The following is a 19,582-nucleotide window of genomic DNA, read 5'->3' on the forward strand; positions in this document are numbered from 1 at the left end:
CTTACTCTCCTGCAGGGGGTAGACCCGACTCGACGAACGCCGCTCGCAGCAATTCGGGAAGGGGACGGGGTTTCAAACTCTCAGCACGCACACAGGCAATCAGAAACCGCCCCTCGCAGAGCAGCTCGCCATCGCAGGCTCGCCTCACCTGTTGCCTGAAGCGCAGGCTAGCGCGCTTCATCTCGATCACGTCCGCGCTCACCAGTAGCTCGTCATCCAGCCGCGCTGGCGACAGATAGCGCGCCTCGCTCGAATGCACGACGAAAAGCAGGTCTTCGCCGACAAGCTGCGACTGGGCAAAACCCAGGCTGCGCAACCGTTCGGTACGGGCCCGCTCCATGAACTTGAGGTAATTGACGTAGTAGACGATGCCGCCCGCATCGGTGTCCTCGTAGTAGACACGGCAGCGATGGCTAAACGATTGAGCTTGTGATTCCGCGCGCATACTAGTGCCAGGCTCTGTAAATGCCAATTGGGTCGGAGAACAATATTTTTGTCACCTTGTGTCGCCATCGAAGAGGTCCGGCACCGGCGAATCACCCATGCTGCGCGGCAGTTTCAAGCCGAAGTGCAAATAGGCATGACGGGTCACCACCCGCCCGCGCGGCGTGCGCATGATATAGCCCTGCTGTATCAGGTACGGCTCGAGCACGTCTTCGATGGTGTGGCGCTCTTCGCTGATCGCCGCGGCCAAGCTTTCGATGCCGACCGGGCCCCCATCGAACTTCTCGATGAGCGTGAGCAGCAAGCGACGATCCTGATGGTCGAGGCCGCGCTCGTCTACATCAAGCATGTTCAGTGCCTGATCGGCCGTGGCGCGGGTAATCTGGCCATCGCTGCGTACCTGGGCAAAATCGCGGACCCGCCGAAGCAATCGATTGGCGATGCGCGGCGTACCGCGTGCCCGCCGAGCAATCTCGAACGCACCCTCGGCTTCGATCGCCAGGCCAAGAATACCGGCCGACCGAGTGACGATGGTGGCCAGGTCCTGTGTCGAGTAGAACTCGAGCCGCTGGACGATTCCGAAACGATCGCGCAGCGGATTGGTGAGCATCCCAGCGCGGGTGGTAGCGCCGACGAGAGTGAAAGCTGGCAAATCGAGCTTGATCGAACGCGCCGCTGGCCCTTCACCAATCATGATGTCGAGCTGAAAGTCCTCCATCGCGGGATAAAGCACTTCTTCAACAATAGGCGACAGGCGATGAATCTCGTCGACGAACAGGACGTCGCCTTCTTCGAGATTGGTCAGCAGCGCAGCGAGGTCGCCCGGGCGCTCCAGCACGGGACCCGAAGTACTCTTTATCGAAACACCCATTTCCTGGGCGATGATGTTGGCAAGCGTGGTCTTGCCCAGGCCGGGCGGGCCGAAGATCAAGGTATGGTCGAGCGCCTCGTTGCGTCCGCGTGCAGCCTTGATGAACAAGTCCATCTGCTCACGCACAACGGGTTGCCCAACATAGTCGCCCAGGCTGACGGGGCGAATGGCCCGATCGAACTGCTCCTCACGGTCACGACCACCGGCCGTCACGAGACGATCAGCTTCGATCATGGCGCGACACCTCTCACCGTCTCGCCATCCAGAGGTTGCGACGTTCGCTCAAAAACGATGTGAAGCACGTCCACGCTAAACCATTCCCTTGAGGGCACGGCGAATCAGATCTTCACTGCTCAAATCTTCTTCCTGTACGGCGGCTACGGCACGGCTCGCCTCTTGCGGCTTGAAGCCAAGGGAAATCAATGCGCTGACGGCGTCGGTCTCGGCGCTTGAGACTGCCACATTTCCGCGGGGTTCCACCACCAACGTAGCGATGGACGGCATGGTTTCCCACGCCTTGAAACGGTCTTTCAGTTCGACCAATAGACGCTCGGCCGTCTTCTTGCCGACGCCCGGTATCTTCACCAACACAGAAGTGTCCTGCGCTTGTACGCATTGCACCAGCTCGTCTACTTCCAGGCCAGACATGAGGGCCAATGCTAGCTTGGGGCCAACACCATTGAGCCGAATCAGCTCGCGGAACAGCTCACGATCCCGCTTATCTGCAAAACCATAGAGCAAGTGGGCGTCCTCACGGACAACCAGATGGGTGTGCAGGGTCACCGGTTCGCCAACTGCCGGCAATCGGTAGAGTGTCGTCATAGGCACTTCGAGCTCATAGCCGACGCCGTTGACATCAAGTATCAGGTGAGGCGGCTGTTTTTCCGCCAGGGTGCCGCGCAAACGTCCAATCACACTCATTCATCCTCATTCGGCAGAGCCATGCCTGCCTGTCTATTCACTGCCATGGCGGCGTGCACGCGAATCCGAACTTACAACCGGAGGCGACCGGCACGCCGCTTAGCATTGGCCAGCCCGTGCGGAATCAGGCTCTGCCTATGGTGGGCGTGGCACAGCGCGATGGCCAGCGCGTCGGACGCATCGATCTGTGGTTTCTGGGTCAGTTTCAGCAGATGCATCACCATCAGCTGCACCTGCTGCTTGTCGGCGCCTCCCGTACCGGCGATCGCCTGCTTGACCTGGGTAGCGGTGTATTCAGCAATCTGCAGGCCCTGTTGCGCCGCAGCGACGATAGCAGCACCCCGTGCCTGGCCCAGCTTCAGTGCAGAGTCGGCATTGCGCGCCATGAAGACTTGCTCAATGCCCATGGTGACGGGGCCATGCAGGCGAATGATTTCACTAACGCCCACGAACACCGCCTGAAGGCGCTCGGCGAGCAAACCACCACCGGTGCGAATGCAGCCGGACGCCACGTATTCACAAGACCGACCATTGTCACGCACCACGCCATAGCCCGTTATGCGCGAGCCAGGATCGATGCCAAGGATGAGCGTCATGCCGCCGCCGTACTGTCTATTTATCCAGGCGCCAGTATAAGGAGATGACCTTGACGCGGCCAGCCACCGGCGTGAGCACTTTCGACCTATAACAAAAAGCCGGAAGCACCCGAAGGTGGCTTCCGGCTAGAAAACCGATAGTGGTCGTCAGTCCAGCTGTTCCATGATTTCGTCTGGAATCTCGGCGTTGTGGTAGACGTTCTGCACGTCATCCAGATCTTCCAAGGCATCGATCAGACGCAACACCTTCTGTGCGGTCTCCAGATCGGCCACCGGGGCGGCGATCGACGGAATCATGGCGATATCCGCTTCATCACTTTTGAAGCCGGCCGCGCCCAGCGCCTCGTTGACCGCATGAAAATCGGTAAAGCTGGTGGACACCAGCGCCGAGCCATCCTCACCCATTTCCACGTCGTCGGCACCCGCCTCGAGAGCGGCTTCCATCAGTGCATCCTCGTCCACTCCCGTGGCGAAGCTGATTTGGCCCTTGCGATCGAACATGTAGGCCACCGAACCGTCGGTGCCCAGGTTGCCGCCGTGTTTGCTGAAAGCATGGCGCACTTCTGCCGCCGTACGGTTGCGGTTGTCGGTCATGGCTTCGACGATGATCGCAACACCACTTGGCGCATAACCTTCGTAGGTCAGTTCGACGACGTTGTCGGCTTCGTTGTTGCCGGCACCGCGAGCGATGGCGCGATCGATCACATCGCGCGACATGTTGGCGACCAAGGCTTTGTCCACGGCCAGGCGCAGACGCGGATTATCGGCAGGAATCGCCCCGCTCTTAGCGGCGACGGTCAGCTCGCGAATCAGCTTGGTGAAAATCTTGCCGCGCTTGGCGTCCTGACGCCCTTTGCGATGCTTGATGTTGGCCCATTTGGAATGCCCAGCCATTAACTGCCTCCCTTTGTGATCAACTTTTCAATCTGCTTAAACCAAGAGCCCAGGTTCCCCTGGGCTCCGGCCATCATCATTCGGCTTTCGGCTGCTCGCGCAGGCGAATGTGCAGTTCGCGCAGTGCCTTAGCGTCCACGGCACCCGGCGCCTGGGTCATGACGTCAGCAGCGCTCTGAGTTTTCGGGAAGGCGATGACTTCGCGGATCGACTGCGCGCCAGTCATCAGCATCACCAGGCGATCAAGACCGAACGCCAGGCCGCCGTGCGGTGGCGCGCCAAACTTCAGCGCATCGAGCAGGAAGCCGAACTTTTCGTTCTGCTCCGCTTCGTCGATGCCGAGAATGCGGAAGACGGTCTGCTGCATGTCCTTGCGGTGGATACGAATGGAACCACCGCCCAGCTCGGTACCGTTGAGCACCATGTCGTACGCACGCGACAGCGCTGCGGCAGGATTGGCCTCAAGCTCTTCGGGTGTGCACTTGGGCGCGGTGAACGGATGGTGCAGCGCGCTGAGCGAACCGTCATCGTTCTCCTCGAACATCGGGAAGTCGACGACCCACATCGGGGCCCACTCGCACGTGAGGAGGTTGAGGTCATGGCCCAGCTTGATGCGCAGCGCGCCGAGCGCCTCGGAGACAATCTTGGCCTTGTCGGCGCCGAAGAAGACGATGTCGCCATCAACCGCACCGACGCGATCGAGGATGACGTTCAGCTTGTCTTCCGGAATGTTCTTGACGATCGGCGACTGCAGGCCCTCGACGCCCTTGGCGCGCTCGTTGACCTTGATGTAGGCCAGGCCCTTGGCACCGTAGATGCCGACGAACTTGGTGTAGTCGTCGATCTGCTTGCGCGGCATGCTCGCCCCACCCGGCACCCGCAGCGCAGCAACGCGGCACTTGGGATCATTGGCTGGGCCTGCGAAGACCTTGAACTCGACTTCCTGCAGTTGGTCGGCAACATCGACCAACTCCAGCGGGATGCGCAGGTCCGGCTTGTCCGAGCCGTAGCGACGCATGGCCTCCTCGAACGGCATGTGCAGGAACTCACCGAACTCGACGCCCAGTACTTCCTTGAACAACTTGCGCACCATGCCTTCGGTGATGCCGATGATGTCGGACTCGTTGAGGAAGCTGGTCTCGATGTCGATCTGGGTGAATTCCGGCTGGCGGTCGGCGCGCAGATCTTCGTCGCGGAAGCACTTGGCGATCTGGTAGTAGCGATCAAAGCCGGCAACCATCAGCAGTTGCTTGAACAGCTGGGGTGACTGGGGCAGCGCGAAGAAGCTGCCGGGATGGGTGCGACTGGGCACCAGGTAGTCACGCGCGCCCTCCGGCGTAGCACGGGTAAGAATCGGCGTCTCAACGTCGAGGAAGCCATTTTCGTCCAGGTAGCGACGGATGCTGGTGGTGATGCGCGAACGCAGCTTGAGCTTCTCCGCCATTTCCGGGCGGCGCAAGTCGATGAAGCGATAGCGCAGACGGGTTTCCTCGCCGACGTCGCTGTATTCATTCAGCGGGAACGGCGGGGTTTCCGCCTCGTTCAGCACTTCGAGCTCGTAGCCCAGCACTTCGATGGCGCCGGACGCCATGTTCGGGTTGACCGCCCCAGCCGGACGCAGGCGAACCTTGCCGGTGATCTTGACGACGTATTCGCTACGCACCTTGTCTGCCGCGGCAAAGGTTTCGGCGCGATCCGGGTCGAATACGACCTGGGCCAGCCCCTCACGATCGCGAATATCGAGGAAGATCACCCCGCCGTGGTCCCGGCGGCGATGAACCCAGCCGCATAGAGTGATTTCCTGGCCGTCCAGGCTTTCGTTCAACTGGCCGCAATAGTGGCTGCGCATCATGGTGAGGTTCGCTTCTCGTAACTTTGGAATTCGGTGGATCGCGCGGTTCGCGATATGGCGGTCAAGATTGCATTCGAACCTGGTTACCGGCAAAAGCCCGACGCCAGCGAACGCAACACCGCGTGACACAAGCGCGGGAGTATATCCCGATAATCAGGCCAAAGCAGCCGGGTCTATAGGCGCGACGTATTACTCTAATAGCCTCATACCTGGGAACCACGGGCGCTCAGCGGATTCGAAAGAAGCCAACGTGGTGCGGCATAAGCGCACCGCTTACCACTTGAGCCATTTTTCTGGCATAACTGTTAGCCAACTTATCAACGGGAGATAACCATGGAAATCGACATCGGTATTACCGAACAGGACCGCGCCGCTATTGCCGAGGGCTTGTCCCGCTTGCTGGCCGACACATACACCCTGTACCTGAAGACTCATAATTTTCACTGGAACGTGACAGGGCCTATGTTCAACACCCTGCATACCATGTTCGAAACTCAATACACCGAGCTCGCCACGGCAGTCGATGACATCGCAGAGCGCATTCGCGCACTCGGCTTCCCTGCGCCTGGCACTTACTCGGCCTATGCACGGCTGTCCTCGATCAAAGAACAGGAAGGCATTCCATCCGCGGATGAGATGATCAAGCTGCTGGTCGAAGGCCAGGAGGCCGTAGTCCGCACTGCACGTGGGATCTTTCCGCTCCTGGAGAAAGTTAGCGACGAGCCGACCGCCGACCTGCTCACCCAGCGCATGCAGATCCACGAGAAAACCGCGTGGATGCTTCGCAGCCTGCTCGCCGCGTAGCGCCGCCCGCTCGCCCATTGCGGAGCCGGGCATAGCCCGCTCCGCCCTTCCTCGGCACTCATTGAGCGCACTTCGCATCCTCGCCTCGGCAGTTTGAGCAGCAACCCTCTTTACTGTTAAATACGCCCGCGCCGCTATCGGGACAGCCATTACCGCGCAGTCATTTTCATCTGCCGAACTCATTGCCCGCAGCGGTTGCCTTCTCCTCGTTATTTAACCGTGAGTTTTCATCAATGCTTAAAGTTGTCCATGTCTTGATTGGCGCCGCCGCGCTTCTGCTCTCGTTTGCCCCGAGCCTGATGGGCGGTCCGTCGCCCTTGACCTTTACCGATGCCCTGTCGCTGCTGTTCATCGGCCTGCTCAATGCCCAATTCGCTGCCTCTACTCACCCGACGAATCGTCGATCTCACCCCATCTCACTTGCCGCATCCGCGTTATTGATCGTCGCCGCCGGCATCCAGACGCTCGTGCTGCTTGCCCCGATAGGCCTGATTGCAGGCCAACCGGCCACCCTGGCTAGCGTTGTGCTCTCGCTGGTGGCCGTCCTGCTGAACCTCGCCACCACCCAATCCCGAAACGAGCCGACAGCTCGCCCGGCAACCGCCTCGGCACCTAACAAGCCTCGCGCTCGGGCCAGCGCGCCGGCAACCGGGCGCGAGACCGGGACGGTCAAATGGTTCAACACATCCAAGGGATTCGGGTTCATCTCGCGCGACAGCGGTGACGATGTATTCGTCCACTTTCGCGCCATCCGCGGCGAGGGCCACCGCGTCCTGATCGAAGGTCAGCGAGTCGAATTCACCATCATGATGCGCGACAAGGGCCTACAAGCCGAAGACGTGGTCGCCACGGCCTGAACGCTCGCCGCCGCCCGCACTCGTTCAATAGTGCGGCGGCGGTGCCTCGTCCGGTTCCCCACCGAGACTGCTTTGCAGTTCCGCCTGCCGTCGGGCAAGCAGCTCGAATTGAGCCTGCAGACGCTCGATCACCTTCTGCTGTCCAACCAGCACGTCATTCAACGCCTGGATAGTGTCGTCCTGGAAGGCGAGCCGTGTTTCCAGATCAGCGATACGTTGATCGGTATCCATCGTCTACTCCACGAACCTAAATTCACCAGTCAAGACCAGCTCGAGCTTGCGCCTGATCCCCGCGACCTGGTCGGCCGCATAGGGCTGCGCAGGTTGGCGCCCCCAGACCGGAGCCGGCCAGGCCAGGTCGTCCCGCCGCCGAGCGATGACATGCAGATGCAGCTGGTTGACGACATTACCCAGCGTCGCGACATTCATCTTGTCCGCGCGAAAGGTGTCCTTGACGATTTCGGCAAACGAGGTTGCCTCGCGCCATAGCTGTTCCTGGTCCGCAACATCCAGCTGGAACAACTCGCTGACTTCGCCGCGACGCGGCACCAGGATGAACCATGGATAGTTCGAGTCATTCATCAATAAAAGACGACACAGGGGATAGTCCCCGATCGTCACCGTATCGTTTTCCAGACGAGAGTCCAGTTCAAACATAACGCGTCCGTTCCTCTATCGAGTGATGCATATCGAAGATGTGCAACTAGCCGAAGGATAGCGTTGCAGCCCTCCGCCTTACAGCCCGAAGACATGCACCGGAACAGGGCGTAGCGAATCGCTTTCGGCCCGGTATTGGCGCGACAGGCTGTCACGCTAGCGCAGCGAAACGGTGATGAGACGTCTTTGAGCGTTTGTGCACGGTTATTGCTATCCCTCCTACAGGGCACGATTTCAGGGGGGAGAAAATCCTTAAAGACTGCGTTAAGCTTGCCGTCGCAAGTTTACCCAGCTACACAGTAATTCTCGGAAATACATTCCTAGGCTTGCTGCAGGTTTACGACCAGCTAGGCAGACATGGATTGAATTGAGCTTGTGATACGACCAATAAGATGCCTCTTTCCGGCGCACGCAGGAAAGCAAGCACCAATTTGAAACCAAAGGAGCAATCACGCATGAAAGTGATGAAGTGGAGTGTTATCGCCATGGCCGTTGCGGCCGGCACGTCGCAAATGGCCCTGGCGTCCAGCCAATCCGAATCGGAAGGCTTCGTCGAAGGCAGCAGCCTGACCATCCTGAACCGTAACCTGTATATGAACCGTGACTTCCGTGACTACGGCGCCGGTGGCGATGAGACCGAAAACGGTCAGAGCTACCGCGAAGCCTGGGGCCACGGCTTCATCGGCACCTTCGAGTCCGGCTTCACTCAGGGCACCATCGGCGTCGGTATCGATGCCATCGGCCTGCTCGGCGTCAAGCTTGATAGCGGCACCGATCGCGCCTGGCCTGATGTCTTCCCGCGCGACAGCGAGGGTCGGCCCCAGGACGACTATTCACATGCAGGCGCTGCGGTCAAATTCCGCCTTTCCGACACCGTATTGAAATACGGCACTCAGTTCGTCGCTCTTCCGGTGTTCTCGACAGACGATGCTCGCCTGCTGCCAGAAACCGCACGGGGCGCGTTGCTGACCAGCAGCGAAATCGAAGGTCTTGAACTGAACGCAGGTCGCTTCACCTCGTTGAGCGGCAAAGCACAATCCGATCATGACTCCGAAGGGCTCGACGAGATCAATTTCGTTGGTGGCACTTATTCCTTTACCGATAACTTCAGCACGTCGCTTTACTATTCCGACGTGAAGGACGCGTTCGAAAAGATCTACGGCAACGCCAACTACAACATGGCGCTTGCTGACGACCAATCGTTGGCGTTCGACTTCAACATCTACAAGAGTGAATACGACTCCGAAATCACTGGCACTGGCAGTGATGAAGACAACACCATCTGGAGCTTGGCAACCACCTACTCGCTTGGAGCCCATGGCTTCACGGTTGCGTATCAGAAGTCTCACGGCGGCTTTAACACCAACGGCTATATCTACGGCATCGACGGTGGCGGCACGGTATGGCTGGGCAACTCCGTTCAGTACTCCGACTTCTACTACGAAGACGAGCAGTCCTGGCAGGTCCGCTATGACCTCGACATGGCAGCCTACGGTGTATCGGGCCTCAGCTTCATGACTCGCTACGTGAGCGGTAGCAACATCAACATGGGCGCTGGCAACTCGGACGCTGAAGAGCGCGAATGGGATATGGAAGCTAAGTATGTGTTCCAGGAAGGTCCTGCCAAGGATCTATCCCTGCGCGTTCGCCAGGCGTTCTATAACGCCACCAATGGTCTGGATAATGACCTGAGCGACACCCGCCTGATCGTCGAGTATCCGCTGAGCATCCTGTAACACCGCTCCGCATCGTTACTCATGCAACACCCGAAGCCCGGCACCCGCCGGGCTTCTTCGTTTCATCCGCCGCGACGGGACGATTCTGTACGCGACCCTGTCGCCACCGTACAATGCCGGGCCAAATTCCCAGCTTTGCAAGGACACAACGGCCACATGCGCACCAGTCAGTTCCTGCTCTCGACCCTCAAAGAAACACCGTCCGATGCGGTGGTGATCAGCCATCAACTGATGCTGCGTGCCGGCATGATCCGCAAGCTCGCCTCGGGACTCTACACTTGGATGCCGATGGGGCTGCGTGCGCTGCGCAAGGCGGAAGCAATCGTGCGCGACGAAATGAACAAGGCCGGCGCGCTCGAAGTGCTGATGCCGGCAGTGCAGCCTGCCGAGCTATGGCAGGAATCGGGCCGCTGGGAACAGTACGGGCCTGAACTGCTTCGCCTGAAGGACCGCCACGACCGCGAGTTTTGCGTCGGCCCGACCCATGAAGAAGTCATCACCGACCTCGCCCGCAACGAGCTCAACAGTTACAAGCAGTTGCCGATCAACTTCTATCAAATCCAGACCAAGTTCCGGGACGAGATTCGCCCCCGCTTCGGCCTGATGCGCGGGCGCGAATTCCTGATGAAAGACGCCTATTCCTTCCATCTGGATCAGGACTCGCTGCAGCAGACCTACGACCGCATGCATCAGGCCTACTGCAACATTTTCACGCGCCTGGGCCTCGACTATCGTCCCGTCCAGGCCGATACCGGATCCATCGGCGGGACCGGCTCGCATGAATTTCACGTACTGGCCGAATCCGGCGAAGACGACATAGCGTTTAGCGACAGCTCCGACTACGCCGCCAATATCGAGAAAGCCGAAGCCATCCCGCGTGAGACCGAGCGTGGCGCCGCCACTGAAGAGCTGCGTCTGGTCGACACGCCAGATTGCAAAACGATTGCCGCGCTGGTCGAGCAGTTCGAGCTGCCTGTCGAGAAGACCGTCAAGACACTGGTGGTCCGCGGTGTAGAGGAAGGCCAGTTGGTCGCCCTCGTGGTACGCGGCGATCATGAACTGAACGAAATCAAGGCAGCTAACCTGGCGCAGGTCGAGAGCCCGCTGGTTTTCGCCTCGGAAGAGGAAATCCGAGCAGCCATAGGAGCCGGCCCGGGTTCTCTCGGTCCGCTGAACCTGCCAATTCCCTGCGTCATCGACCGCTCGGTAGCGCTCATGAGCGACTTCGCCGCTGGTGCTAATGACGAGGGCAAGCACTATTTCGGCATCAACTGGGAACGCGACCTTCCGCTGCCAGAGGTAGCCGACCTGCGCAACGTGGTCGCCGGCGACCCGAGCCCGGACGGCCAGGGCACGCTCGTGATCAAGCGCGGCATCGAGGTGGGTCATATTTTCCAGCTCGGTACCAAGTACAGCCAGGCGATGAACTGCAGCGTCATGGGCGAGAACGGCAAGCCGGTCACCCTGGTCATGGGTTGCTATGGCATCGGCGTTTCGCGAGTAGTGGCCGCAGCCATCGAGCAGAACTATGACGACAGAGGCATTCTCTGGCCAGACGCCTTGGCGCCCTTCCAGATTGCACTCGTGCCGATGAAGTACGAGAACGAGACCGTTCGCCAGGCGACCGATGCGCTTTACGAGCAACTGTGTGGGGCTGGATTCGAGGTTCTGCTGGACGACCGTGACAAGAAGACCAGTCCAGGCGTCAAATTCGCCGACATGGAACTGGTCGGCATTCCGCATCGCATCGTGATCGGCGATCGCGGACTTGCCGAGGGCACGCTGGAGTACAAGCACCGCCGCGATGCGGAGCCCCAAGCCATTCCGGCCGCCGACATCCTCGAGTTCATCAATTCGCGTATCAAACGCTGACGGAAATCATGCTCAACCGAAGTGTCTCTGCTTCAACTTTCGCCACGCTCTGCGTGGCGCTTCTGCTCACTGGCTGCGCCAATCACCTGCCGCAACGCAGCGAGAACGAAGCCCGCACCGAGCGCAAGCTCCTCGATCACAGCTTGCGCATCGAGGTCGGCGAACCCGTTCTGGAGCTGCCACAACGCCGGGTGCGTATCTTCGACCAGAAGACATTCGAGGTCACCGACTTCGAAGTCACGCGCCGCTATGATCGCTACACCCCGTACCAACCCTGGCGCGAGCTGTATGAAATCCCACTTGGCGCTGTCGCTGTTGTAGCGGGTATAGGCGCCAATGTGCTCAACGTGGTGCTGCTCGGTAACCTTCCAGAAAGCGCCACGCGTGACTGGATCAGTTACGGATTCGCCGGTCTCAACCCTTTTCTGAACACCGAATCGAACGGCCGCTCGCAGCAGAACCTAGCTCACCTTGATGAGCAGCGGCGTGATGCCCGGCTGGAATACACGAGCCTGCCATGGGCCGAGCGCCCGGTCAGGGTGACCGCCGGTAACGAAACGCACGAACTCAGCACCGATCGCAATGGCGTGCTTCGGCTGAATTTGCTCGATGGGCCCTTCCCTGATCAGGACATCAGCCAGGTCGGACGACTACTGCTGCAGGTGCGCGATCCAGAGGACGGTACTCAGGCCGATGCGGTATTACTGGTCAGCCGCAACCTGCGGGGCAAGCTGCTGGAAGCGCACGACCTCATCTTCAACGATCTCGAGGGCGATGACGTCGACCAGTGGGTGCATCGCGTCAAGCGGCTCTCGGAGCTGGGCCTTGAAGAGGAAGCCAGTGAACTGGAGCAGAGCCTGATCGAGCTCACTCGTAACGATCCAGACCTACAGCAGGAGTTTCTGCGAACCCTGATGCAGGACGCCGGTCGCCAGGTCACCGATCCAGGCGAAGACGGCTGAGCTCATGAAGCCGCTGCACGGGTTATTAATGCTGTGCCTTGCGCTCGCGTTGCCTGTGGCTGCCTCGGTTCGCCAGGCGCCCGAACCCGAGCTTCGCGACCTGATGCAGCGCACCGTGGCCGAAGCCGGCAGCTTCCAGGACCGCTTCGACGCGGAGGTCTGGTTGCTCGACATGTCCACCCGCCTCAAGCGTTACGTGCCCAACCCGGAAGAACGACTCACGCTGCTTCGCCTGGTGCATCAGGAAGCCAGCAAGGCGGGGCTCAAGCCGGAGTGGGTCTTGGCATTGATACATGCCGAGAGTCATTTCGACCGCTTCGCCATTTCCAGCGTGGGCGCTCAGGGGATGATGCAGGTGATGCCCTTCTGGAAGGCCGAACTGGGCCGGCCGCAAGATAACCTGACGGACAACGCAACCAATCTGCGCTACGGCTGCACGATCCTCAGCTATTACCTAAAAAAAGAAAACGGAAACATCCAGCGCGCCCTCGCGCGGTACAACGGCAGCTTGGGTAAGCCGCATTACCCAGCCAAGGTGCTGGGTTTCTGGCAGGACTTCTGGTACGTACGGCCCTAGGAATCGCCACAGCCTGTCAGCCCAACGATGCAACGGTTCGGCAGCCCAGCGTCCGCGGGCCAGCCCTTCCCCCCTGTCAGACGGTCCAGCGACGTTGCCGCTAACGCTTACGCAAGCTGTCGATGCGCGCAAGCAACCCTTCCTTTGTCTGCTCTCCGACCAGGCTTTCACGCACCCGGCCATCAGGATCGACGATGACCGTTACCGGGAGCACCGCGGCGCGGCTGAGTTCAAGTCGCTCGGCCGGATCGGTACCGAGCACCCTGAAGCGAATGCCGAGAGCCTGGGCCGCCTCAACGAGGTCCTGCCCTTGCAGTTCGTCGAAATTGACGCCCAGCACGGTCACCTCGCCATTCGCCTCGTCGATGGCATTGAGCTCAGGTACCTCCGTACGACAGGGCCCACACCACTCGGCCCAGTAATTGATCAATACCCACTGCCCTTCCAGTTCCCGCCCGGTGATCTCTTTGCCATGCGAATCCGGGCCCCAACTCTCGCTGCATCCAGCCAATAGCACACAGGCCAGCAGGCCAAGCCATTTCCACATCATCACATTCCTTCGGTCATCGAAAGGTCAGGTTCGCTCCGCCTGCAGCCAATCAGCGATGCTGCCGCCGAAGAGATTGGCCTGCTCCTGGCGCAGCAACTCGAGCGCTTGGCGCAGTGGCGGATACCAGGGCTCGTCGAGCCGCTCGGGCAAATTCCGGGTAGCCGAGAGCGGCCAGGGGCTGTTGCGCAGCAGCTGATCGAAACTGTAGCTATTGAGGTCGCGGCACAGCACCCAGGCGGACGTACCGGTTCGACAGACGAGCCGCTCGCGTTCGAAGAACTCGAAAATCTCATCCCACTCATCCTCGGGCAGTTGCCAGCCCTTGCGATGGGCATCGCGCAGGCGCACCTCCCGCCCCGCCTGATGTCCTTCGTAAAGCACCCGCAACAGCCCGAGCATGACGATCAATCTGGGTAGCGCGCGCCGCCGCCACTGCTGGGACGATGACAGACCGCAAACCAACTCCGCACCAAACAGCACGATCATCCAGGACAGATAGACCCACAGCAAAAATAACGGCACGGCGGCGAAAGCGCCGTAGATCAGCTGATAGCTCGGAAAATAGCTGACATACAGGCCGAACGCCTGTTTGGCCGCTTCGAACAGGACCGCGGTGAACAGCCCCCCGATCGCCGCGTGCCTGAGCGGAACGCGGGTGTTGGGAACGGCGGCATAGATCAGCGTGAAGGCCGCGACGCTGAATACCAGCGGCATCACCTTGAGCACCGTGCCCGCGCCGATCAGGGCGTGCGGCCCTGAAATGAGCGACAGCGAGGTGATGTAGGTGCTCATCGCGAAACCGGCGCCAAGCAACAGGGGGCCGAGACTGAGGATTGCCCAATACAGCAGAAAGCTGGACATGCCCCGCCGCGGCTGTCGGACGCGCCAGATCACGTTGAATGCTTTTTCGATGGTCAGCAGCATCATCAATGCCGTCGCCATCAGAAAGCCGACACCAAACCAGGTCAATTGCCGCGCCTGGTCTGTGAACGCCACCAGATATTCCTGGATCGTTGCGCCGGTCGAGGGGATGAAGTTGTTGAACACATAGCCCTGGATCTGCTCGCCAACCCCCTGGAATGCGGGAATCGCGGCCAGCATGGCGAAGGTCACCGTCATCATCGGCACAACGGCGAACAGCGTGGTGTAGGTCAACGCCGCCGCGCTGTGGGGACCGCGGTCAGCCAGGAATCGTTTCACCAGGAAACGGACGAAGTCGATCATGTCATGGAGCCGATGGTGCATTCCTTCTCCTCGAGACAAACCACTTCGTTCCGGTACGCAAGCCAATGGACGCTGGCGGATCAAGGCGCCCGCAACGCGGCGGAGCGGCGTTTCAGGCCAAACGGGATTGAGGGTTAGAATGGCCAACTTACTTGCCGGGAAGCAACCCTGAATGACCAATCTCACGCTTTATCACAACCCGCGTTGCTCGAAATCGCGCAGCGCGCTGGAGTTGCTCGAGGCGCGCGGCCACCAGCCCACCATTGTTCGCTATTTGGATACACCACCAGACGCCGCGCAGCTGACGAACCTTCTCGCCCTGCTTGGCCTCAGCGCCAGGGAGTTGTTGCGCACCGGCGAGGAGGAATACCGAAGCCTCGGTCTGGACGACCCGAACCTCGACGACCAAGCGTTAATCGCTGCCATGGCGGCGCACCCTCGCCTGATCGAGCGCCCCATCCTTGTCGCAGGTGATCGGGCAGTCATTGGCCGGCCGCCGGAGAACGTCCTGGAGTTGCTGCCATGACCGCGCCCTATGTTCTGGTGCTGTATTACAGCCGGCATGGCGCTACCGCTGAAATGGCGCGACAGATCGCCCGCGGTGTCGAGCAAGCCGGCCTGGAAGCTCGGGTGCGTACAGTGCCGTCTGTCTCCACCGAGTGCGAAGCGGTCTCGCCAACCATCCCAGCGGATGGCGCCATCTATGCCACCCCAGAAGATCTCAAGCACTGCGCCGCGCTGGCCCTCGGTAGTCCGACCCGGTTCGGCAACATGGCAGCGCCGATGAAGTATTTCCTCGACGGCACGAGCGGCCTCTGGCTCACCGGCGAGCTGGTTGGCAAGCCCGCCGGCGTATTCACCTCCACCTCCAGCCTGCATGGCGGCCAGGAGACGACCTTGTTGACCATGCTGTTGCCGCTGCTTCACCACGGCATGCTGGTGCTCGGCCTGCCGTACAGCGAGAACGCTTTATTGGAGACCCGCGGCGGCGGCACGCCATATGGCGCCAGCCACCATGCCGGCGCCGATGGCAAGCGCTCGTTGGATGAGCATGAAATCGCACTATGCCGTGCCCTTGGCGCGCGCCTCGCACGAACCGCAACAAGTTTGGAGAAAGGCCGTGGCTAGAACGCCAAAACCCCTGCCTTCACTGGATTGGCTTGAACCTCGGGTCCGCTTCAGCCGTGCCTGTGCGCTGGCCAGCTTCATCGGCCTGGCGTTGCTTCTGCTGGTCTGGAACCTGGCCTTCGCCGATTTGCACGGCGCACGCACGTGGGTCGTGGTGGGTATTCAGCTGATCCCCTTGTTGCTGGTCGCACCGGGCATGCTCACGGGCAGCCCGCGCGCGCACGCCTGGACCTGCTTCATCGTCAATCTTTACTTCATCCAGGGTGTACTGGCGGCCATCGATCCAGGCCGGATGATCTATGGCTGGCTGGAAGCATTGGTCAGCCTGGCACTGTTCATCAGCGCCTTGCTTTATACCCGCTGGGCCTACCAGTACGAACGCAAGCGGGCCGGCGAAAACTGATCGACGTCAGCTACCAGCCGAGCGTTTCCTTAAGGAACGGTATGGTCAGCTTACGCTGCGCCTGCAACGATGCCTGATCCAGTTGATCGAGCAGTTCGAACAGGGCGCTCATGCTGCGCGTTCCTCGGGTCAGAATGAACTTGCCGACGTCGTCGGGCAGGTTCAGGCCTCGACGTGAGGCACGCAACTGCAGTGCGCGCAGCTTGTCCTCGTCCGACAGCGACTGAAGCTGAAACACCAAAGCCAGGCTCAGCCGTGATTTAAGATCCGGCAGCGCGACGGCAATCTCCCGAGGCGAGTGATCTGCTGCGAGCAGTAGCCGACGGCCACTGTCGCGCAGCCGGTTGAACAGATGGAACAGCGCCTCTTCCCAAACCGGGTCACCGGCGACAGCATCGAGATCATCGAGGCACACCAGCTCGCTCTGCTCGAGGTTATCCAGCAGGGCCGTCCCGTATTCGGCAACTTCTGCCAACGGCAGGTAAACCGCCATCTCGCCGCGCTGCTCGACACGCAGGCACGCGGCCTGGAGAAGGTGGCTACGGCCGACACCCATGTGCCCCCACAGGTAGATGAGTTCGTCCGACCAATCGGCTTCGGGGGAGCAGATACGCTCGACATAGCCCAACGCCGCGGCATTGGCGCCCGGGTAGAAGTTAGCGAAGGTAGCGTCGTCGCGCAGACGGATCCCCAAGGGGAGCTGGATGGGTTTCATTGCTTGGGAGGTTCGACCGGTATGCCTGGGCCTGGCGGCTCTGCGTAAAGGTCGGAGAGTTTATAGAGATCGTGCACGTGGCGCAGCAGCACCATGATCACAGCCGCCACCGGGAGCGCCAGCAGGACACCCGCGAAACCGAACAACTGCCCGCCGGCCAGTACAGCGAAAATGACCGCCACCGGATGCAGGCCGATGCGGTCACCGACCAGCAACGGCGTCAGCAGCATGCCTTCGAGCATCTGCCCAACGGTAAAGACGGCCGCTACCCCCAGCAGCGGGTATAGCTCGAAGCCGAACTGGAACAAGACGGCAATGATCGCCGCACCAATGCCGACCACGAAGCCCATGTAGGGCACGATGCTCGCGAGGCCCGCCAGCACGCCGATGAGCAGGCCCAGGTCTACACCAACCAGCATCAGGCCAATCGAATACACCGCGGCGAGCGCCAGCATCACCAGCAACTGCCCGCGCAGGAACGCACCGATGACCTCATGACACTCACGCATCAGGCTCATCACGGTGTCTTCGCGACGCCGGGGCAACAAGCCGCGTAGCTTGGCCATGATCAGATCCCAATCGCGCAACAGGTAGAAACAGACCACCGGAACCAGCAGCAGGTTGGCCAGGAAGGCCAGCAGCGCCAGGCTCGAGGCCGTCGCCTGGCTGAGGATCACGGTGACGATGTCCTTGGTGCTGCCCAGGTTCGCCGAGAAGGCACTCTTGATCTGGTCGAACCGCCAGAATTCCTGGCTCAGCCCGAACTGCGCTTGAATCCAGGGCAGCCCCGTTACTTGCAACCAGTCGAGCGCCAGCGGAGCCAGCTCATAAAGGTGCATCAACTGCCGGCCAAGCATCGGTACCAACACGCCCAGCAGCAACAGCAGTATCAGGCTGAACAGGGCGAACACGAGTATCACCCCCCAGGTGCGGGATGCCCCCCAGCGCTCCAGGCGATCGACCAGCGGATCACCGAGGTAGGCCAGGAGAATGCCCACCAGGAACGGCGACAGAATCGGCGAGAGTTGATACAGCAGCGCGCCAAGCAATAGCAGAACCACCAGCGGCAGCCAGCGGCCCGTTCGGTCTAGCGTCATGTTCGAAACATCCTTTGTAGTTAGCCGCGACTGCCTGCTTAGCCCACTGGATAAGCAGGCAATTCCGTGATCCAGTTGTCACCAGCGATAACGCATCACCGTACCCGTAGGCTCTTGCGGCGCAGGTTCGGGCGTTTGTGTCTGCTCGACCTCTTGACCTTGTTCGGTCTGCTCCGCTGGCTGGTCAGGCTCGGTGAGCGGCGCCTGGGCATCGATGGGCTGTGCGGCCTGCCATTCTTCTTCCGAAACCTCCTGCAAACGCGCCAGCGCGAGCTGTGCGCGAAGCTGCTCAGGGCTCGCCCGGAGCCGGTATACCAACCGGTCGCTTTCGACACGCTGCAGCCGCCCGTCGAACGGTTCGAGCAGCCGATCGATTTCGGCGAAACGCGCCACGTCGGCGCCCATGATCTGCAAGGTGATTTCCTCGGTCGCACCGGGCGCAACCCGGTAGTGCGGCGCCAGGAAACGGCCGACGGCCAGCATCACCTGATCGGCCAGTGCTTCACGGCTATTCCCGTTGGCCTGGCCCTGAGTTCGCTTGTCCGCCAGCCAGAATTGCCAATCGGCTTCCCAGGCTTCGCCATCGCCGGATTGGCGGGCGACCACGGCGAGCAACCCGTCGGCATCGTAACGCTCAGACGCGTCTCTCAATCCCTGCGGATCGTTGGCCTTCAGCACCTCAGCCGTGGCGGCCAGTTGCTCACCAAGGTCGGCCAGCGGTAGGCGCAACGGCAAACCGCGGTGCTGAGCCGCCGCTTGGAGCGACCTGGAACCGTCCTGGGCATCCCCCACCAACTGAGCACCCGATGGTGACTCGGTCAACCACCAGGTCATGATGCTCGGGCGATCGCCTCCCCAGAGAGAGAGCCCGGCCGAACGCAGCGCACGCTCGGTCGTTTGCGGGTCGAAATCGACCACGACCGCGTCCTCTTCGTAGGCGTAGCGGCTGATCAACTGCTGCGGGTCCTGACGCAAGGCGTCGATCGAGGCCTGCTCGACGTTCTCTTCACCCGTCAAACGCAACAACAACGTATCGAAGGCCTGACGAAGCGCCTGTTCGCGCTCGGCCGGCTGCTGGCTCGCAACGGGCTGGCGCACCTTATAAAGGTCGGGAAGCGGAACCGCGATGCTCGGCAGGGAGACGAGCGCGCAGCAGAGGGCAATCAGACAGGAAACAAGGCGCATGGAAATCTCGCTGGCGACCGTTCATGAGGAGCCCGTCATCGCTGAGCGATAAGACCGGGCACGGCTAACAGGCGCTACCTTAAACAGCGCTCTGGATCGGAGCAACCGCGGCAACTCTGCGCATGAACCGCTGCGCAACCGCATTCAGGGTGAAGGCCAACCGGGCGCTCAGGCGCGCTGCGGGATGGCCGCTGTGCGGCAAGCCTGATAAAATCGCGCGCTTTCCGCAGACCGGAC

General features: G+C 60.8%; 22 protein-coding genes. 9 read left to right on the plus strand and 13 right to left on the minus strand.

Annotated features, from left to right (window positions below):
* Position 1: 1 nt before the first annotated feature.
* The 6 genes from ybgC to aspS form a co-directional block, all read right to left on the minus strand.
* Positions 2–445, minus strand: coding sequence for a tol-pal system-associated acyl-CoA thioesterase (ybgC, locus tag KXR72_RS08180; RefSeq protein WP_437420611.1), 444 nt, complete (start codon positions 443–445; stop codon positions 2–4).
* 51 nt (positions 446–496) lie between these two features.
* Entirely contained in the window at positions 497–1,549 is a 1,053-nt protein-coding gene (ruvB, locus tag KXR72_RS08185; protein WP_437420612.1) for a Holliday junction branch migration DNA helicase RuvB, read from the minus strand.
* Between the two features lie 75 nt (positions 1,550–1,624).
* A complete protein-coding gene (gene ruvA, locus KXR72_RS08190) occupies positions 1,625–2,230 on the minus strand; it encodes a Holliday junction branch migration protein RuvA (protein WP_437421323.1) in 606 nt (201 codons plus the stop codon).
* 77 nt (positions 2,231–2,307) lie between these two features.
* Positions 2,308–2,832, minus strand: a complete 525-nt coding sequence (ruvC, locus tag KXR72_RS08195; protein ID WP_437420613.1) for a crossover junction endodeoxyribonuclease RuvC — start codon at positions 2,830–2,832, stop codon at positions 2,308–2,310.
* A gap of 147 nt (positions 2,833–2,979) precedes the next feature.
* Complete coding sequence (locus tag KXR72_RS08200) at positions 2,980–3,726, minus strand: YebC/PmpR family DNA-binding transcriptional regulator (protein WP_437420614.1); 747 nt, start codon at positions 3,724–3,726, stop codon at positions 2,980–2,982.
* Between the two features lie 76 nt (positions 3,727–3,802).
* Positions 3,803–5,578 (minus strand): aspartate--tRNA ligase, encoded by a 1,776-nt coding sequence (aspS, locus tag KXR72_RS08205; RefSeq protein ID WP_437420615.1) that lies wholly within the window; start codon positions 5,576–5,578, stop codon positions 3,803–3,805.
* Positions 5,579–5,911: 333 nt separating this feature from the next.
* Between aspS and KXR72_RS08210 the strand changes: the two genes are divergently transcribed.
* Together KXR72_RS08210 and KXR72_RS08215 are read left to right on the plus strand one after the other, a co-directional pair.
* On the plus strand, positions 5,912–6,382 hold the full coding sequence (locus KXR72_RS08210; protein WP_437420616.1) for a Dps family protein: 471 nt from the start codon (positions 5,912–5,914) through the stop codon (positions 6,380–6,382).
* A 233-nt stretch (positions 6,383–6,615) separates the two neighbouring features.
* Positions 6,616–7,239, plus strand: a complete 624-nt coding sequence (locus tag KXR72_RS08215) for a cold shock domain-containing protein membrane protein (protein ID WP_437420617.1) — start codon at positions 6,616–6,618, stop codon at positions 7,237–7,239.
* 24 nt (positions 7,240–7,263) lie between these two features.
* On the opposite strand, the gene KXR72_RS08220 is transcribed toward KXR72_RS08215, so the two are convergent.
* Positions 7,264–7,470, minus strand: a complete 207-nt coding sequence (locus KXR72_RS08220) for a SlyX family protein (RefSeq protein WP_437420618.1) — start codon at positions 7,468–7,470, stop codon at positions 7,264–7,266.
* 3 nt (positions 7,471–7,473) lie between these two features.
* A complete protein-coding gene (locus tag KXR72_RS08225) occupies positions 7,474–7,896 on the minus strand; it encodes an HIT family protein (protein ID WP_437420619.1) in 423 nt (140 codons plus the stop codon).
* A gap of 455 nt (positions 7,897–8,351) precedes the next feature.
* Between KXR72_RS08225 and KXR72_RS08230 the strand changes: the two genes are divergently transcribed.
* The 4 genes from KXR72_RS08230 to KXR72_RS08245 all read left to right on the plus strand — a co-directional run bounded on the left by KXR72_RS08230 (position 8,352) and on the right by KXR72_RS08245 (position 13,043).
* A complete protein-coding gene (locus tag KXR72_RS08230; RefSeq protein ID WP_437420620.1) occupies positions 8,352–9,632 on the plus strand; it encodes an OprD family porin in 1,281 nt (426 codons plus the stop codon).
* A gap of 156 nt (positions 9,633–9,788) precedes the next feature.
* On the plus strand, positions 9,789–11,504 hold the full coding sequence (locus KXR72_RS08235) for a proline--tRNA ligase (protein WP_437420621.1): 1,716 nt from the start codon (positions 9,789–9,791) through the stop codon (positions 11,502–11,504).
* An 8-nt stretch (positions 11,505–11,512) separates the two neighbouring features.
* The gene (locus KXR72_RS08240) at positions 11,513–12,466 is read left to right on the plus strand and encodes a hypothetical protein (protein WP_437420622.1); all 954 of its coding nucleotides are present in this window, start codon (positions 11,513–11,515) and stop codon (positions 12,464–12,466) included.
* A gap of 4 nt (positions 12,467–12,470) precedes the next feature.
* A complete protein-coding gene (locus KXR72_RS08245; RefSeq protein WP_437420623.1) occupies positions 12,471–13,043 on the plus strand; it encodes a lytic transglycosylase domain-containing protein in 573 nt (190 codons plus the stop codon).
* A gap of 100 nt (positions 13,044–13,143) precedes the next feature.
* Here the strand turns inward: KXR72_RS08245 and KXR72_RS08250 are convergent, their stop codons facing one another.
* Both KXR72_RS08250 and KXR72_RS08255 read right to left on the minus strand, forming a co-directional pair.
* Positions 13,144–13,590, minus strand: a complete 447-nt coding sequence (locus KXR72_RS08250; RefSeq protein ID WP_437420624.1) for a TlpA family protein disulfide reductase — start codon at positions 13,588–13,590, stop codon at positions 13,144–13,146.
* A 27-nt stretch (positions 13,591–13,617) separates the two neighbouring features.
* A complete protein-coding gene (locus KXR72_RS08255; protein ID WP_437420625.1) occupies positions 13,618–14,838 on the minus strand; it encodes a virulence factor BrkB family protein in 1,221 nt (406 codons plus the stop codon).
* A gap of 151 nt (positions 14,839–14,989) precedes the next feature.
* On the opposite strand from KXR72_RS08255, the gene arsC reads away from it, so the two are divergent.
* The 3 genes from arsC to KXR72_RS08270 are packed head-to-tail and all read left to right on the plus strand — an operon-like array spanning position 14,990 to position 16,348.
* Positions 14,990–15,343: an arsenate reductase (glutaredoxin) gene (arsC, locus tag KXR72_RS08260; protein WP_437420626.1), complete on the plus strand. Its 354-nt coding sequence runs from the start codon at positions 14,990–14,992 to the stop codon at positions 15,341–15,343.
* Positions 15,340–15,945 carry an NAD(P)H:quinone oxidoreductase gene (wrbA, locus tag KXR72_RS08265; protein ID WP_437420627.1) on the plus strand — a complete coding sequence of 202 codons (606 nt, stop codon included), beginning with the start codon at positions 15,340–15,342 and terminating at the stop codon, positions 15,943–15,945. Before arsC ends, wrbA begins: the two co-directional genes overlap by 4 nt.
* Positions 15,938–16,348: a DUF2069 domain-containing protein gene (locus KXR72_RS08270; protein ID WP_437420628.1), complete on the plus strand. Its 411-nt coding sequence runs from the start codon at positions 15,938–15,940 to the stop codon at positions 16,346–16,348. Before wrbA ends, KXR72_RS08270 begins: the two co-directional genes overlap by 8 nt.
* A gap of 10 nt (positions 16,349–16,358) precedes the next feature.
* On the opposite strand, the gene hda is transcribed toward KXR72_RS08270, so the two are convergent.
* The 3 genes from hda to KXR72_RS08285 form a co-directional block, all read right to left on the minus strand.
* On the minus strand, positions 16,359–17,063 hold the full coding sequence (gene hda, locus KXR72_RS08275; protein WP_437420629.1) for a DnaA regulatory inactivator Hda: 705 nt from the start codon (positions 17,061–17,063) through the stop codon (positions 16,359–16,361).
* Positions 17,060–18,160, minus strand: a complete 1,101-nt coding sequence (locus KXR72_RS08280; RefSeq protein WP_437420630.1) for an AI-2E family transporter — start codon at positions 18,158–18,160, stop codon at positions 17,060–17,062. The genes hda and KXR72_RS08280 overlap by 4 nt, the downstream gene beginning before the upstream one ends.
* A gap of 78 nt (positions 18,161–18,238) precedes the next feature.
* The gene (locus KXR72_RS08285) at positions 18,239–19,345 is read right to left on the minus strand and encodes a DUF2066 domain-containing protein (protein ID WP_437420631.1); all 1,107 of its coding nucleotides are present in this window, start codon (positions 19,343–19,345) and stop codon (positions 18,239–18,241) included.
* Positions 19,346–19,582: the final 237 nt, after the last annotated feature.

Source organism: Stutzerimonas chloritidismutans (genome assembly GCF_051486945.1).
Classification (GTDB): Bacteria; Pseudomonadota; Gammaproteobacteria; order Pseudomonadales; family Pseudomonadaceae; genus Stutzerimonas; species Stutzerimonas chloritidismutans_B.